The organism is Halanaerobium saccharolyticum subsp. saccharolyticum DSM 6643, from assembly GCF_000350165.1.
Classification (GTDB): domain Bacteria; phylum Bacillota; class Halanaerobiia; order Halanaerobiales; family Halanaerobiaceae; genus Halanaerobium; species Halanaerobium saccharolyticum.
On record NZ_CAUI01000021.1, the window covers coordinates 326,462 to 341,459 of the forward strand.

The window sequence follows — 14,998 nt, forward strand, 5'->3', positions numbered from 1 at the left end:
ATCCGGGAGGATTTATAATGGAAAAAATTCTTGTAGTAGAAGATGAAAAAAATATTAGAGAATTAATTAAATTTAATGTTGAGAATGCGGGCTATGAAGTTGAAACTGCAGTAGATGGTGAAGAAGCGCTGGCTAAATTATCAGAAGAAATTGATCTTGTAGTTTTAGATTTAATGATGCCTGAAATTGATGGAATGGAAGTATGTCGGCGTATGAGAGCTAGAGAGAAGCTGCGTCATATTCCAATAATTATGCTGACAGCTAAAGGGGAAGAAGTTGAGAGAATTCTTGGTTTAGAAATGGGTGCGGATGATTATATGACTAAACCTTTTAGTCCGCGGGAATTAATTGCTAGAATTAAAGCTATTTTTAGACGAATTAAAGAATTTAAAGTTGAAAATGAAAAAATAAAAGATGAAGTTATTGAAGTTGGTAAATTAAAGTTAGACATTTCAAGACATGAAGTTGTTTATGGAGAGGAAAAAATTGTTTTAACTCCAAAAGAATTTGAACTGCTTCGGTATTTAATTATCAATCAGGGTAGAGTTTTAAGTCGGGATCTTCTTTTAGAAAAAATATGGGGTTATGAATACGCTGGAGATACTAGAACAGTAGATGTTCACATCAGAAGAATCAGGAAAAAAATAAATGCTGATTATATAGCTACTGTCAGAGGGGTGGGGTATAAATTTGTTAAAATGGAATAAACTTGGTATAAAAAACCGTTTGATTATTATTTTCATTGTCATTCAACTTTTAATAATTGGTTTAAGTTTTTATTATTTTAGTACAAATCACCGGGAATTCTATTTAGAACAAGAAAAAATAAGTTTAGAACATTATTCAGAGTTAATGTTAAATGATATAGAAACAGCTGAAATTAAAAATGAAAGTTTAAGTTTAGAAAAAAAAGCAGCTGATTGGGCGGATGATTCTGAGACCAGGATTACAATTATCGCTGCCGATGGTAAGGTACTTGCTGATTCACATTATGATATTACAGAAATGGATAATCACCGTAATCGACCAGAAATTTCAGAGGCTATTCGAAGCCGCAGTTCAGGTAATGAAATTCGTTATAGTGAAACAATTGGTGAGGAAATGTTATATTATGCAGTTGCAATTATTGATAAGGGAGAGATAATCGGAATATTAAGAACTGCTCGTCCACTTGAATTTATTAGAAGTGTATTAATTGAAGATATCAAAAGTTATTTATTTTTCTTTATTATTCTTGCAGTTATTACGATCTTTTTAGGTTGGCGATTAACCTACAGTATAGTAAAACCTTTAGAAACTGTTACTGAAACAGCAGAAAAAATTTCTGAGGGAGATTTAGCACAACGGATACCTGTCAGAAGATATAATAGTGAAATTGAGAAATTAGCAAGAATGTTCAATTTCATGGCTGATGAGCTAGAAGATAAAATTATAGAAATATCACAAGAAAAAAATAAAATTGAAGCTATTTTGGAAAGTATGGTAGATGGTGTAATTGCTGTTGATGAAAGTGGTGAAATATCTTTAATTAACACAGCTGCTCGAAGAATTTTTAATATTGAAGCAGAAGAAATTGAAGGTAAAAGTTTAATAACTACTCTTTTTAATCATAGAATAGACATGTATCTACAACGAGCTTTTGATACAAAAGAAAGTATTAAGCGGGAAATAAAATATAAGAATCCAGATGAAAAAATTATTCAAGCTACATTTATTCCTTTGTTGGATGACGAAAAGAAAGTAAATGGAGGATTAATTGTACTTACTGATATAACTGAATTGAGGAAATTAGAAACAGTACGCAATGATTTTGTAGCAAATGTTTCTCACGAATTGAGAACTCCACTGACTTCAATGGTAGGTTATTTAGATACACTTTTGGAGAGCAATATTCAAGATCCGGAGACTAGAGATAGATTTTTAAAGATTATTAAAGAAGAAACTGACAGACTGTCTATTTTAATTAAAGATCTTCTTAACTTATCAAAAATTGAATCTAAATCTTTTGATTTAAAGGTAGATAACTTTGAAGAAATATTAAACAAAGTTGTGAATCTATTAAAGAAAAATGCTGAGGATAAAGATATTAAGCTTAAAGTTGAAATAGCTGATGAATTGCCACCTGTTTATATGGTTAGAGAACAGATTAAACAGGTATTGATAAATTTAATTGATAATGCAATAAAATATACTCCTGAGGGTGGAAAAATCAAAATAAATGTAGAAGAAGAAGGCGATAAAGTTTATTTTTCTGTTAAAGATAGTGGAATGGGGATACCTAAAGCTGATCAGGAAAGAATTTTTGAAAGGTTTTATAGAGTTGATAAGGCTCGGAGTCGTTCACTTGGGGGTACTGGAATTGGACTTTCTATTGTGCGTAATATTATTAAACAGCACGGTAGTAATATACAGGTGAAAAGTCGTGAAGGTGTGGGTAGTGAATTCTTTTTTTATTTAAAGTCTGCAAAATAAAAAAGACAGCTCCAATTTTAAAAATAAATAAAAGCACAAAAAAAGAACTCTTCCTCATAAAAAAGGAAGAGTTTTTTTGAAATAAGATACCCTAAGTTAGCAGTTTCCGCCACAAGAGCAGCCTTGATCAGGGTTGAGTATATTTGAAATTTCTCCATTGACTGAATTCATTAATTGATTAAATTGTTTTTGGCTCTGAAAATAATTATTAACTTTTTCATTTGAGAGCATTTCTTTCTGTAAGGATTGTAATTCTTCTTTTAATTCATCATTTGATCTGTCAGTAGCAAATTTTTGCTGTTTTTCTTCAAAACGATCTAAAAGCTCTACTGCTTCCTGATCAGATTCTAAAACTGTTTCTGCTTTTTCCAAAGTTGAATATTCTTCTGAATCAACCAATAATTCTCCCAATTCTTGTGCTTTTTCTAAAATTTTAGACATTAACAAACCTCCATTTGATTTAATATTAATTGCTTAGTTATTCTTTTGACGCTCCTCGGGGCAAGCCCACGAGGTTTGCGAGCAGACTTTCACTCTGACACTTAGTATATCAGTTATTTGGTTAAATATAAAATTTTTTAACTAATTTCAGTAAATTAATAGTTTTTATCACACCGATTTAGAATATTATTAAGTTTATTTTTTACTAAGTCAAAATTATCTTCATTTAAACTGTAATCAATCCAGCGACCTCGTTTTGAAGTTTTAACAAGATCTGCTTCTTTTAGTATTTTTAAATGATGAGAAACATTTGGTTGACTTATTTCTAAGAGGTTAACAAAATGACAGCTGCATAGACTTTTAGAGCTCAGCAGATTAATCATCTGCAATCTATTTTTATCAGCGATAGCTTTTAACATTTTTACTATTTTTTTATTATCATCCATTAATATTTTCCTCTTTTCTGACTTTTGCATTCTCTACAAGCTCAGAAAATAAGTTAATGAAACAGCTGTAGTTGTTTATTAAATCTTCAGGATGCCATTGAACTCCAATTAAAAAAGATTTGGATTTATTTTCTACAGCTTCAATTATACCACATTCAGATTTAGCAACAATATTTAAATTCTTAGCAGTTTTTTTAATTGCTTGATGATGGTGAGAATTAACTTTTAATTGATTTGTTCCCAAAATTTTATTTAGAAGAGTGTTTTCCATTATATTTACTTTATGGTTCACGTATTCTCGATTTTCTCTTTTTTCTAAATCTAAAGGAAGATGGCTGAAATTACAGTTTAATTGATGATCAATATCTTGATACAAGCTTCCTCCCAGAGCAACATTAATTAACTGCATTCCTCTACAAATACCTAAAATAGGAATTTTAGCTTTATAAGCTGCTTTAAATAAAGATATTTCCCATTTATCTCGGTCAGGATTTATATTTTCTAATTCAATCACATTATCTTCACCATAGCTTGACGGAGCAACATCTTCACCCCCACTTAAAACTAAAGCATCAATCAAATCAATATATTCTTTAAGTTTTTTAGTGCTGTCAAAAGGAGGAATGATAATTGGTGTTCCGTTGGCTCTATAAACAGCATTAATATAGCTGCAGCGAATTTTAGTATATTTTTTTTTCACAGGCACAAAAAGATGTAATTCCAACAACAGGTGAATTCATAATAGATCAGTCCTTTAATTGACATATTTAAATATATTTATATATTATAAGAAGTTTATTTTTTTGTCAAATATCAAACTTAACAAAATAGCTAATAATTTTCAATAATCAATCATCACATACCGATATATATTGATATGTATAATGATTTTTTTATAATAATTTTTTCAAAAATTACAAATTCAGCAACGCAAACCAAAAAGTTTTTAATTATCAAGCTTGCTATTATAAAGATATTAGACATTATAATCACAGGTGATAACTTTATAGTAAAATTCATTTGACATGAGAAAAAAATTACTATATAATCACATTAGTTAATATTAATATCAAAAGGAGAGATGGCATATGGACGAATTACTTAAATTTTTAAAATGTATAGCGGATGAGAACCGTCTTAAAATATTAAAGCTGCTGCTTGATGGTCAATATTGTGTTTGTCAGCTTCAAGAATTATTAGATAAATCACAATCCAGTGTTTCTCAACATTTAAGTTATTTTAAAGATTTAAATCTTTTAAGTGAAGAGAAAAGTGGTAAGTGGATATATTATTCTATAGATAGAACTGTATATGATAGTTATTTAGCAAAGGTGATTGCTTTAAAAGCAGATTCTTTGAACGAGTTAAATTTAACTGAACTTCAAAATAGATTAAATAATTTAGATACTGCAGCAGAAATCAGAACAGCAAATAAAGGAAGGGGATGTTGTTAGTGTTTGAAATATTTATCAGATTTGCGGATTTAATGACTTATAATTTATTTGGCATAGAAGAAGGTACGAGACTAGCAGATTCAGTTCATTTTTTCTTCTATGATACGACAAAGATTATCTTTTTGCTTTCGATAATGATCTTTTTTATCTCAATTGTTAGGAGTTACTTTCCACCGGAAAAGACAAAAAAACTTTTAAGCAACTATAAAAAGATAACAGGACATATTATGGCTTCGCTGCTAGGAGTTGTTACACCATTTTGTTCCTGTTCTTCAGTCCCAATTTTTATTGGTTTTGTCGAATCGGGAATACCTCTAGGAGTTACTTTTTCTTTTTTAATAACATCTCCAATTGTTAATGAGGTAGCTCTGGTTATGTTATATACCATTTTTGGCTGGAAAATAGGTACACTTTATCTTGTTAGTGGTATTTTAGTTGGAATAGTTGGTGGAATTGTAATCGAGGCTTTAGGAATGGAAAAGCAGGTGGAAGAATATGTTTACCAGATAAGTGCTGAAGAAAGTGAAATTGAAGAACTCAACTGGAGTGACAGAATTAATTTTGCTAAAGCAGAAGTTAAAGAAATTGTGAGCAGAGTCTGGCTTTATGTTATAATTGGTATTGGTATTGGAGCTGCCATTCACGGTTATGCACCAGCAGAATTACTGGCTCAATACGCAGGCGCAGATAATCCTTTATCTGTAATTGCTGCAGTCATTGTGGGGATTCCACTTTATGCTAATGCAGTTGGAACAATTCCAATTGTGGAGGCCTTAATGGGTAAAGGAGTTGCTTTAGGAACTGCTTTAAGCTTTATGATGGCAACAACTGCTTTATCTTTACCGGCAATGATTATTTTACGTAAAGTTATAAAACCAAAGTTAATAACAGTTTTTATAACAGTTGTTGGAATTTCAATTATTGGTGTTGGTTATATGTTTAATTTTGTTATGAGTTTTGTTTAAAATTGTAATTAATGATAATTAAATTATCATTAAAATAAATAAAAAAATAAGAGGAGTGTTAATTATGAAAATCACTATTTATGGACCAGGATGTAAAAATTGTGTCAATTTAGCTGATAATGCTAAAAAAGCAATTGAGGAAACAGGTGTTGAAGCTGAAATAGTTAAAGTAGAAGATATGAAAGAAATTGCAATGGCTGGAATTATGAGTACACCTGCTATTGGAATTGATGGAGAGGTTAAAATAAAAGGTAAAGTTGCAAGTGTAGAAGAAATAAAAAAATTAATTTCTTAATTTAAATTATTATAAAAAATATTAGAACTACTATTTGGGATACCTAATTGAATATAAATAGGTATCCTTTTTTTCTTTTATATTACTGTTTAAATAGAAGGCTTATTATTAAGGGGGAGCTATTATGTTTAAAGATGGCAAAGTATTACTAGCTACAGACTTTTCTAAAAATGCAGAAAAATTAGTTGATTCTTTAGTGAAATTAAAAGATTTTGGGATTAAAAATGTTTTAATTTTACAGGTTTTAGAAAATGATTTTGGTAGTCTAGAAGCGGTTGAATATGCTAAAAAAGCTGATAAAAAATTATTAGAAAATAGCAGAAAAAAAGCAGAAGAGATAGGTATGAAGGCTGCAACAACTGTAAAAGAAGGAAAACCTTATAAAGAAATTATTAAAACTGCTGAAAAAGAAAATTGTCAGTTAATATTATTGGCTTCTCATGGTGGTGGGGTTATAAAAGAAATTCTTCTTGGTAGTAATACTCGAAATATAATTAGAAAAAGTAAAGTGCCAGTTTTCATTGAAAAATTTAGAGATGAAAACAATAATAAAAAAATAGCCGTAGATAGTATTCAAAAAATATTATTACCTTTAGATTTTTCTGGTTCTACTGATCAGGTACTAGAAATGATTAAAAGAATGAGTAAACCATCAGAAAAGATAATACTCACTTCTATAATAGAAAGTAGTGATGATCTGCAGGAATTGAATGAGAAAAAAGAGATAACGGAAAAAAAATTAAAAGATATTCAGAACAAATTAAGAACTGATAATATAAGCAGTAGCTATGATATAGAAGTTCGTCACGGTGATCCTGCTCAAAATATTATTGAAATTGCTGAAGAAAAAGATTCAGATTTAATTGTTATTTCTACAAAAGGTAAAGGCAATCTTAAAGAACTATTAATTGGCAGTACAGCAGTAAAGGTTGCTGAAAAATCACCAATACCCGTATTGCTTGTCCCTGTAAAAAAGAATAATAGATAGAAAAGTATTTAAAACTCCATTTAAACATTTCAAATTATATCTAATCAAAAACCAAATCTTATTGACATATGTTCATAATGTTGATAATATTTAGATGAAATTAAATAATCAGGGGAGATGTTTAAATGGATAATATTTTTATCTTAGCTACCTTTATGGCCATGGTCGGTAAAGGTGGAGGTAACTTTTATTTGCTGGCCATGATTTCGGCTGGGGTTGCAATGACAGATGCAGCGACAACTTCTCAATTAATTATGATGACAACAGCTGGAGTGTCGATGCTGGTTTTTAATAAAAGCAAAAGGATTGATTGGAAACTGGCGTTAATAATTGATCCAGCTACTGATGTTATGGCTTTTGTAGGTGGTTATCTGGCAGGTGGCTTTGATGATCATATTCTTAAATTAATTTTTGCAGGAGTATTGATTGTTGTTTCTTTCTTTATGTTTTTACCAGTTAAAGAGAGAAAAATAAGCTCAGAAAATAAATTTGGTTACTGGAAAAGAGAATTTAATGGCTATCATTATATAGTTAACCTCTGGTTTGCAATTCCAATTGCGGCTATAACCGGTTTTTTTGCTGGAGCGATTGGAATCTCAGGCGGATCATTTAAAGTCCCCTTAATGGTTTTAGCATGTGGAGTACCAATTACAGTTGCAGTCGGTACCTCTTCTGCCATGGTTGCCGTAACAGCTTTAACCGGTTTTCTTGGGCATAGTTTTCATGGAGATATTAATTTAGGATTATCTATTCCTCTGGCTTTGATTGCAGTAATTGGTGGAATAGTTGGCAGTAGAACTGCAATCAATATAGAGAGCAAAAATTTGAAGTCAGTATTTGCTTTGATAAATACTGCTGCTGCAATATTTATGATCGTTAATATTTTAAATTAGAGATGATAAATTTTTAAAGAATTAAGATTTACATAATTATAGCTTTAATATAAATCACTTATTTTTTATATTTTTTGATTTAAATAGATTTTTTTAGTATACTAATGATAGAATATAAGTTTAGATGAAAATTTTAAGAATTTTTATAATAAACTGGGGGTTTTTATTAATGTCAAAAGTAATGACAAAAGCAGAAAAATTAGCCGATGCAATTGTAGAATCAGATGAATTTGTAGCTATGGTAAATGCAGAAGAGAAAATAGATTCTGATCAGGATGCGTCAGAATTAGTTGATCAAATCGAGGATTTACAGAAGAAAATTGATAAAAATAAAGAAAGTGAAAAATTAAAGAAAAAGATGGCATCTCTGCAAAAGACTATGTGGCAGAATGAAAAAATAAAATCATTTATGCAAAAACAGCAAAAGTTTAATAAATTAATGTCTAAAGTCCATAAAAGGATTAATCAAAAATTATCTCCAAAAGCTTCTGAAAATAATCCTAAATAATATTAAAAGTTAAAGATTGATATAAATCTCATAATCTTAATTGAGCTTGATCTTAAAGAATCTAATATAAATAAATTTTAAATAATTTATTAATGATTAAAACCGCCTTCTGGGCGGTTTTTTCTTTTGTTAACATTTTATTAACATAAGTGACATACTGCTGTAACATTAGCCTGTTATTATTTTAATCAGAGTCAAGTTAAATAAAAAATCAAAATTCCTTAAGGGGGAAAATATTAATGAGAAAAGTTACAACATTATTTTTTGTTCTTGCACTTTTAGTTATGGCAGTACTTCCAGCAGGTGTTGCTGCAGAGGAGCTTGAAGGTACAGTCAAGATTGATGGTTCCAGTACGGTTTATCCAGTAACTCAGGCAATGGCAGAAGAATTTTCTTATGTAAATCCTAGAGTAAGAGTTACAGTTGGTGTTTCTGGTTCAGGTGGAGGTTTTGCTAAATTTAATATAGGTGAGACAGATTTAAGTAATGCTTCTCGTGAGATTAAAGAGTCTGAAGCAGAAATTGCAGCTGAAAATGGAATCGAATTTACTCAGTTTATTGTTGGTTATGATGGAATTACAGTTGCTGTTAATCCAGAAAATGACTGGGCAAATGATCTGACTGTTGAAGAACTAAAAATGATCTGGGAACCAAATTCCAGTGTTGAAACCTGGAGTGATGTTAGAGCAGAATGGCCAGATGAAGAAATTGATCTTTATGGTCCTGGTGCAGATTCTGGTACTTTTGATTATTTTACTGAAGAGATTAATGGTAAAAGTGGAGCCAGCCGTTCCGATTTTACAGCCAGTGAAGATGATAATGTATTAGTTAGAGGAATTTCTGGTAACAAATATGCACTTGGATATTTCGGTTATGCTTATTATGCAGAAAACAGTGATTCTTTAAAAGCAGTAGCAGTAAATGGTGTGCTACCTTCTCCAGAAACAATTGCTGCTCAAGAATATACACCTCTTGCCAGACCATTATTTGTTTACGCTAAAAATTCAGCTGTGCAGCGTCCCGAGGTTGAAGCTTTCTTGAAGTTCTATTTTGAAAATGCTCAGGAAATTGTACCACAGGTTGGATATGCACCACTTCCATCTTATGATGAAGTATTAGCTAAAGTTGAAGAATTAGCAAACTAAAAGAAAATAATTTATAAAATAAAAATCTTAAATAACTGTCAAAAGGGGCGTGAATTGCCCCTTTTTAGGCAGTTTAAATTTCATAAATTTTGAAGAAAGGTGGTTTTTAAATGTCAGACTTGAAAAACAAAAACAAAAAAAGCTGGACCTCTTTATTTTTTGATCCTAAAATACGATATATGAATTCTAAAAAAAATAAGAATGGTCTGGTCAATTATATTTTACTTTTGACCACATTAGTTTCAGTGATTACAACAGTTGGTATTATACTAATTCTGTTTACAGATTCTTTTCATTTTTTCGAACAGGTGCCTGTACTAGATTTCTTAACAGGAATTAAGTGGAATCCTTTAATTGAGCCTGATTTATCTTATGGAGTTTTACCGCTGGTGGCAGGTACAATGATGATCACTTTAGGAGCTGCTGTAATTGCAATTCCGGTTGGTCTAGGAAGTGCAATTTATTTAACAGAATATGCTTCAACCAGATTTAGTAAGATTATTAAGCCGATTATGGAAATTTTAGCAGGAGTACCCACAGTAGTTTATGGTTATTTTGCTTTAACTTTTATCACCCCAAATGTTTTAAAACCTATTTTCCCCAATATACAGACTTTTAATGCTTTGAGTGCAAGTATAGCAGTGGGAATTATGATTTTGCCGATGGTAATTTCCTTAAGTGAAGATGCCTTAAATGCTGTTCCTGAAAGTATCAGACAGGGCGCTTATGCTATGGGTTCAACTCGCTTTGAGGTTGCTTCAAAGGTGATGGTTCCTTCAGCCTTATCTGGAATTTTATCTTCATTTATCTTAGCAATTTCGAGAGCAATTGGTGAGACCATGATTGTCGCAGTAGCAGCAGGTATGAGACCACAGCTTACATCTAGTTTCTTAAAACCGATTCAGACTATGACCGGTTTTATAGTTCAGATCAGCCTTGGGGATACACCTGTTGGTTCCTTACAGTATTATACAATCTTTGCAGTTGGCCTATTGTTATTTTTGATGACCCTAAGCTTAAATATAATAAGTCATCTGATCTTAAAGAAATATAGGGAGGTATATCAATAATGGCTGATTTAAAGAAGAAAAGAATGCGGACCGATAAAATATTTAAGTATGTATTTTTAGTCTTTATTTCTTTAGGTTTAATAGTGCTGGCAGCATTAATCTATGATATTGTTTCAAAAGGTACAATCATGCTGGACTGGGAATTTTTCACCCGTTTTGATTCGCGTTTTCCCGAAAAAGCAGGAATTAAGGCCGGACTTTATGGAACTATTTATGTAATTGGACTGATGATTCCAATCACTTTTTTTGTGGGAACAGCAACAGCAATTTATTTAGAAGAATATGCACCGAAAAACAAGTTGACAGATTTAATCAAACTTAATATTGCCAATCTGGCAGGAATTCCTTCAATAATCTATGGGATGCTGGGTCTTGGAGTATTTGTTAGATATTTAAATATGGGACGGAGTGTGCTGGCAGGTGCTTTAACCTTGAGTTTGCTGGTGCTGCCAGTAGTAATTGTTTCTGCTCAAGAAGCTCTAAAAGGTGTTCCGGATTCACTGAGGAATGCATCTTATGCTTTAGGAGCAAATCACTGGCATACAGTTTATAAGGTGGTATTACCTTCAGCTCTACCTTCAATTATCACAGGTTTAATTTTAGCAGTATCCAGGGCAATTGGAGAGACTGCACCCTTAATTATGATGGGAGCCTTAACCTTTGTTATGTTTACTCCTCAGGGAATTATGGATAGTTTTACGGTAATGCCGATTCAGATCTTTAATTGGACTTCCCTGCCCAAAGTAGAATATGAACTGGTAGCTGCAAGTGGTAGTTTATTATTATTAATTTTATTATTTATCTTAAATGGACTGGCAACATTTATTCGCTATAAATACAGCCGTAAGTAAAGGGAGGATAATCAATGTCAAAGCAAAAAGTATTAGAAATTAAAGATATAGATTTTTTCTATGATGATTTTCAAGCTTTAGAAAATATAACAATGGATGTAGAAAAAAATAAGGTTACTGCCTTAATTGGACCATCCGGTTGTGGTAAGTCGACTTTTTTAAGGACAATCAATAGAATGAATGATTTAATAGAAGGAGCAAGACTTGAAGGGGACATTTTATTTGATGGAGAAAGTATTTATCAGGAGAACGTAGATGTAGTAAATCTCCGCAAAAGAATAGGGATGGTTTTTCAGCAGCCTAATCCTTTTCCAAAATCAATATTTGAAAATGTGGCCTATGGTCCTAAAATACATGGAATAACAGATAAAGCTAAATTAGAAGAAATTGTTGTTGAAAGTCTAAAAGGTGCAGCTTTATATGATGAGGTAAAAGACCGGCTTGATAAATCTGCTCTTAGTCTTTCTGGTGGGCAGCAGCAGCGTTTATGTATTGCGAGGGCTCTGGCTGTAAAACCAGAGGTGCTTTTAATGGATGAACCTGCATCGGCTTTAGATCCGGTGGCTACAGCTAAGATTGAGGATTTAATAGAGGAATTAAAAAATAACTACAGTATTGTAATTGTAACTCACAGCATGCAGCAGGCTGCTCGTGTTTCTGATATGACTGGATTTTTCTTAATGGGTGAGCTTGTAGAATATGATAAAACAGACAAGATATTTGAAAATCCATCTGATCAAAGAACTGAAGATTATATAACAGGACGTTTTGGTTAAAAGTTAACCCCCCAAAAATTTATTAGGATAAAAGCTGTTGCAGTAATTTATAATTAACAGCTTTAAGGAGGAATAATTTAAATGAATGATTCTCGCAAAAGTTTTCATACAGAATTGAATGATCTTGAAAATGAAATGTTGAAAATGGGAAGTGTGGTTGGAGAAAGTATTAGTCAGAGCATTGAGGCTTTAATAAATAAGGATCTTGAGCTGGCTTCTAAAGTTATAGAAAATGATGATATAATAGATGATTATGAACTCGAAATAGAAGAAAAATGTACCCGTTTAATTGCTCTCCAACAGCCGGTAGCAATTGATTTACGTAAAATTATAGTTATTTCCAAGCTGGTAACTGATTTAGAGAGAATAGGTGATAATGCAGCCAATATCGCTCATAAAGTATTAGATATTGGAGATCAGACGCTAATTAAGGAAATGCAGGATCTTCCAGGTATGAGAGATATAGTTGTACAGCAGCTTAGAGCAAGCCTAGAAGCTTTTGTTGATATGGATATTGAGAAAGCAAAGGAAGTTGCAGCTGGAGATGAAAAAGTTAATCAGTTGGATAAGCAAATTAAATCTGAACTATTAAATGTTATGGAGAATGACTCTAAAACGATTGAACAGGGGACTTCACTTATGTTTATCAGTCGCTTTTTGGAGAGAATTGGAGATCACTCAACCAACATTTGTGAGCGTACTGTTTATATGAAGACAGGCGAATGGACTGAGCTATAATAATTAAATAATCTTTAATTTTAATTAAAATCAAGTTTCGAATTCAATAATAAGGTACACTCTTAAATGGGGGTGTATCTTTTTTTTATTCTTAAATAACATTTGATTGCAATATTTTTGGGGCTATGATAAAATTTCTAATTAGTAAATAAAAAGGGGGATAACTATAAATTATGTTAAAGAAGTTTTTAAGCTACTATAAAAACCACTGGAAATTATTTGCAGCCACTTTGAGTAGTGCTGTTTTGATGTCAGGTCTGGATTTGATTTATCCAATGTTTATTCAGCAGCTGATAGACGAACATTTTCCGGGTAGAAATTTAAATATGATGATCCGGATTTCAGTGATTTTATTGATTATTTATGGACTGCGTTTTGTTTTTCAATATATAGTCCATTACTGGGGGCATGTAGTTGGGATCAGGATGGAAACTGATATGCGATCAGATTTATTTACCCATCTGCAGAAGTTATCTTTTAAATTTTTTGATAATAATAAGGTAGGTTATTTAATGTCACGGGTAGTAAATGATTTAAATAATATTTCTGAGCTTGCTCATCACGGTCCGGAAGATCTACTTATTTCTTCAATGCTTCTGGTGGGGTCACTGGTTATTTTAATTAATATGCACTGGCAGCTGGCCCTTGTTACCTTTGCCCTAATTCCAATAATGTTCTTTTTCTCGAAAAAGCTGGGAGAGAAGATGTATCATGCCTTTAAGGTAATACGAGAAAAAATGGCAGAAGTAAATACAATAGTCGAAGACAGTTTAAGTGGAATTCGAGTAGTAAAATCTTTTACCAATGAAGATTATGAGAATGAAAAATTTTGCGAGGGCAACCACAACTACCGCCGATCCCGTGAATGGGCAATGAAAAACATGGCTCAGTTTCATTCAGGGATGAATCTTTTTATTAATCTTATTCGTTTGAGTACCCTAGCAGCAGGAGGCTACTTTATTTATAATGGATCACTTTCAGTTGGACAGATGGTAGCTTTCCTATTCTATGTAGATATGTTTATGAACCCTATTCGAAGGCTTGTTAACTTTAATGAACAGCTGCAGCGGGGGATGTCAGGATTCAGTCGTTTTAAAGAGTTATTAGAGGTTGATCCTGAGATAATCGATCTTCCTGATGCTGAGGAGTTAAAAGATGTGGAAGGTTTAATTAAATATGAGGATGTAAGTTTTAGTTATGATAATTATGAAAAAGTATTAACAAATGTTGATATAGAAGTTAAGCCTGGTAAAACAGTAGCCTTCGTTGGCCCTTCTGGTGCTGGCAAATCAACTCTAACTAAACTTCTGCCCAGGTTTTATGAGATTGACAGTGGTAGTTTGTCTATTGATAATATAGATATTAAGGATGTGACTTTAGAATCTCTGCGCCGTAATATTGGTATAGTGCAGCAAGATGTTTTTCTCTTTAATGGTACAGTTAGAGAAAATATTGCCTATGGTACAGCAAATGCTTCGACTGGAGAAATTGAAGAAGCAGCCAGAAAGGCTAATGCCCATGAGTTTATTTTAAATTTAAGTGAGGGCTATGATACTGATATTGGGGAAAGAGGAGTTAAATTATCTGGAGGTCAGAAGCAGCGGGTTTCCATTGCGCGCTCATTTTTGAAGAATCCGCCAATCTTAATTCTGGATGAAGCAACTTCTTCACTTGATAATAGAAGTGAAAAAATAATTCAGGAATCACTTGAGGAATTGGCTAAAGGTAGAACAACTTTAGTAGTTGCTCACCGTTTATCCACTGTGATTAATGCTGATCAGATTATTGTTTTAACCGAATCAGGCATAGTTGAGCGCGGTAAACATAATGAATTAATTAAAAATGGTGGAGAATATGCCCAATTATATAATGAACAATTTTCATCTGAATTAGCTGGATAAAAATATATTGAAATTAATTATTAAAAGAATAATTTAATAAAGGTTGCTAAAAGTC

General features: G+C 31.8%; 17 protein-coding genes. 14 read left to right on the forward strand and 3 right to left on the reverse strand.

Features of this window, described 5'->3' with window-relative positions:
* Nucleotides 1-17: 17 nt before the first annotated feature.
* Together HSACCH_RS09965 and pnpS are read left to right on the forward strand one after the other, a co-directional pair.
* On the forward strand, nt 18-707 hold the full coding sequence (locus HSACCH_RS09965) for a response regulator transcription factor (RefSeq protein ID WP_005489594.1): 690 nt from the start codon (nt 18-20) through the stop codon (nt 705-707).
* Entirely contained in the window at nt 691-2,472 is a 1,782-nt protein-coding gene (gene pnpS, locus HSACCH_RS09970) for a two-component system histidine kinase PnpS (RefSeq protein ID WP_005489595.1), read from the forward strand. The genes HSACCH_RS09965 and pnpS overlap by 17 nt, the downstream gene beginning before the upstream one ends.
* A gap of 96 nt (nt 2,473-2,568) precedes the next feature.
* Here the strand turns inward: pnpS and HSACCH_RS09975 are convergent, their stop codons facing one another.
* From HSACCH_RS09975 to HSACCH_RS09985, 3 genes are all read right to left on the reverse strand, one after another.
* A complete protein-coding gene (locus HSACCH_RS09975) occupies nt 2,569-2,913 on the reverse strand; it encodes a YlbF family regulator (RefSeq protein WP_005489596.1) in 345 nt (114 codons plus the stop codon).
* A 155-nt stretch (nt 2,914-3,068) separates the two neighbouring features.
* On the reverse strand, nt 3,069-3,359 hold the full coding sequence (locus HSACCH_RS09980) for an ArsR/SmtB family transcription factor (protein WP_005489598.1): 291 nt from the start codon (nt 3,357-3,359) through the stop codon (nt 3,069-3,071).
* Nucleotides 3,352-4,059 carry a gamma-glutamyl-gamma-aminobutyrate hydrolase family protein gene (locus HSACCH_RS09985; protein WP_235044013.1) on the reverse strand — a complete coding sequence of 236 codons (708 nt, stop codon included), beginning with the start codon at nt 4,057-4,059 and terminating at the stop codon, nt 3,352-3,354. The genes HSACCH_RS09980 and HSACCH_RS09985 overlap by 8 nt, the downstream gene beginning before the upstream one ends.
* 388 nt (nt 4,060-4,447) lie before the next feature.
* Here HSACCH_RS09985 and HSACCH_RS09990 point away from each other — a divergent pair, with 388 nt between their 5' ends.
* The 12 genes from HSACCH_RS09990 (at nt 4,448) to HSACCH_RS10045 (ending at nt 14,943) form a co-directional block, all read left to right on the forward strand.
* Nucleotides 4,448-4,813, forward strand: a complete 366-nt coding sequence (locus HSACCH_RS09990; protein ID WP_005489601.1) for an ArsR/SmtB family transcription factor — start codon at nt 4,448-4,450, stop codon at nt 4,811-4,813.
* Nucleotides 4,804-5,778, forward strand: a complete 975-nt coding sequence (locus HSACCH_RS09995; RefSeq protein ID WP_051056343.1) for a permease — start codon at nt 4,804-4,806, stop codon at nt 5,776-5,778. Before HSACCH_RS09990 ends, HSACCH_RS09995 begins: the two co-directional genes overlap by 10 nt.
* 64 nt (nt 5,779-5,842) lie before the next feature.
* Nucleotides 5,843-6,073, forward strand: coding sequence for a thioredoxin family protein (locus HSACCH_RS10000; RefSeq protein ID WP_005489605.1), 231 nt, complete (start codon nt 5,843-5,845; stop codon nt 6,071-6,073).
* 124 nt (nt 6,074-6,197) lie between these two features.
* Nucleotides 6,198-7,061, forward strand: coding sequence for a universal stress protein (locus tag HSACCH_RS10005; RefSeq protein WP_005489606.1), 864 nt, complete (start codon nt 6,198-6,200; stop codon nt 7,059-7,061).
* Between the two features lie 125 nt (nt 7,062-7,186).
* Nucleotides 7,187-7,954 carry a sulfite exporter TauE/SafE family protein gene (locus HSACCH_RS10010; protein WP_005489607.1) on the forward strand — a complete coding sequence of 256 codons (768 nt, stop codon included), beginning with the start codon at nt 7,187-7,189 and terminating at the stop codon, nt 7,952-7,954.
* Between the two features lie 169 nt (nt 7,955-8,123).
* Nucleotides 8,124-8,462, forward strand: coding sequence for a YlbF family regulator (locus tag HSACCH_RS10015; RefSeq protein WP_005489610.1), 339 nt, complete (start codon nt 8,124-8,126; stop codon nt 8,460-8,462).
* 239 nt (nt 8,463-8,701) lie between these two features.
* Complete coding sequence (locus HSACCH_RS10020) at nt 8,702-9,607, forward strand: PstS family phosphate ABC transporter substrate-binding protein (protein WP_005489612.1); 906 nt, start codon at nt 8,702-8,704, stop codon at nt 9,605-9,607.
* 110 nt (nt 9,608-9,717) lie between these two features.
* Nucleotides 9,718-10,677, forward strand: a complete 960-nt coding sequence (gene pstC / locus HSACCH_RS10025) for a phosphate ABC transporter permease subunit PstC (protein ID WP_005489613.1) — start codon at nt 9,718-9,720, stop codon at nt 10,675-10,677.
* Entirely contained in the window at nt 10,677-11,528 is an 852-nt protein-coding gene (gene pstA, locus HSACCH_RS10030) for a phosphate ABC transporter permease PstA (RefSeq protein WP_005489615.1), read from the forward strand. Before pstC ends, pstA begins: the two co-directional genes overlap by 1 nt.
* Nucleotides 11,529-11,542: 14 nt before the next feature.
* Nucleotides 11,543-12,304 (forward strand): phosphate ABC transporter ATP-binding protein PstB, encoded by a 762-nt coding sequence (gene pstB, locus HSACCH_RS10035; RefSeq protein WP_005489620.1) that lies wholly within the window; start codon nt 11,543-11,545, stop codon nt 12,302-12,304.
* A gap of 81 nt (nt 12,305-12,385) precedes the next feature.
* Nucleotides 12,386-13,042: a phosphate signaling complex protein PhoU gene (gene phoU / locus HSACCH_RS10040; RefSeq protein WP_005489621.1), complete on the forward strand. Its 657-nt coding sequence runs from the start codon at nt 12,386-12,388 to the stop codon at nt 13,040-13,042.
* 173 nt (nt 13,043-13,215) lie between these two features.
* Nucleotides 13,216-14,943, forward strand: a complete 1,728-nt coding sequence (locus HSACCH_RS10045; protein WP_005489622.1) for an ABC transporter ATP-binding protein — start codon at nt 13,216-13,218, stop codon at nt 14,941-14,943.
* Nucleotides 14,944-14,998 lie beyond the last annotated feature (55 nt).

Bases quoted from the DNA above. Each gene is read 5' to 3' on its own strand.
- HSACCH_RS09965 (WP_005489594.1), top strand. From the start codon at position 18: ATGGAAAAAATTCTTGTAGTAGAAGATGAAAAAAATATTAGAGAATTA.
- HSACCH_RS09975 (WP_005489596.1), bottom strand. From the start codon at position 2,913: ATGTCTAAAATTTTAGAAAAAGCACAAGAATTGGGAGAATTATTGGTT.
- HSACCH_RS09980 (WP_005489598.1), bottom strand. From the start codon at position 3,359: ATGGATGATAATAAAAAAATAGTAAAAATGTTAAAAGCTATCGCTGAT.
- HSACCH_RS09990 (WP_005489601.1), top strand. From the start codon at position 4,448: ATGGACGAATTACTTAAATTTTTAAAATGTATAGCGGATGAGAACCGT.
- HSACCH_RS09995 (WP_051056343.1), top strand. From the start codon at position 4,804: ATGTTGTTAGTGTTTGAAATATTTATCAGATTTGCGGATTTAATGACT.
- HSACCH_RS10000 (WP_005489605.1), top strand. From the start codon at position 5,843: ATGAAAATCACTATTTATGGACCAGGATGTAAAAATTGTGTCAATTTA.
- HSACCH_RS10005 (WP_005489606.1), top strand. From the start codon at position 6,198: ATGTTTAAAGATGGCAAAGTATTACTAGCTACAGACTTTTCTAAAAAT.
- HSACCH_RS10010 (WP_005489607.1), top strand. From the start codon at position 7,187: ATGGATAATATTTTTATCTTAGCTACCTTTATGGCCATGGTCGGTAAA.
- HSACCH_RS10015 (WP_005489610.1), top strand. From the start codon at position 8,124: ATGTCAAAAGTAATGACAAAAGCAGAAAAATTAGCCGATGCAATTGTA.
- HSACCH_RS10020 (WP_005489612.1), top strand. From the start codon at position 8,702: ATGAGAAAAGTTACAACATTATTTTTTGTTCTTGCACTTTTAGTTATG.
- pstC (WP_005489613.1), top strand. From the start codon at position 9,718: ATGTCAGACTTGAAAAACAAAAACAAAAAAAGCTGGACCTCTTTATTT.
- pstA (WP_005489615.1), top strand. From the start codon at position 10,677: ATGGCTGATTTAAAGAAGAAAAGAATGCGGACCGATAAAATATTTAAG.
- pstB (WP_005489620.1), top strand. From the start codon at position 11,543: ATGTCAAAGCAAAAAGTATTAGAAATTAAAGATATAGATTTTTTCTAT.
- phoU (WP_005489621.1), top strand. From the start codon at position 12,386: ATGAATGATTCTCGCAAAAGTTTTCATACAGAATTGAATGATCTTGAA.
- HSACCH_RS10045 (WP_005489622.1), top strand. From the start codon at position 13,216: ATGTTAAAGAAGTTTTTAAGCTACTATAAAAACCACTGGAAATTATTT.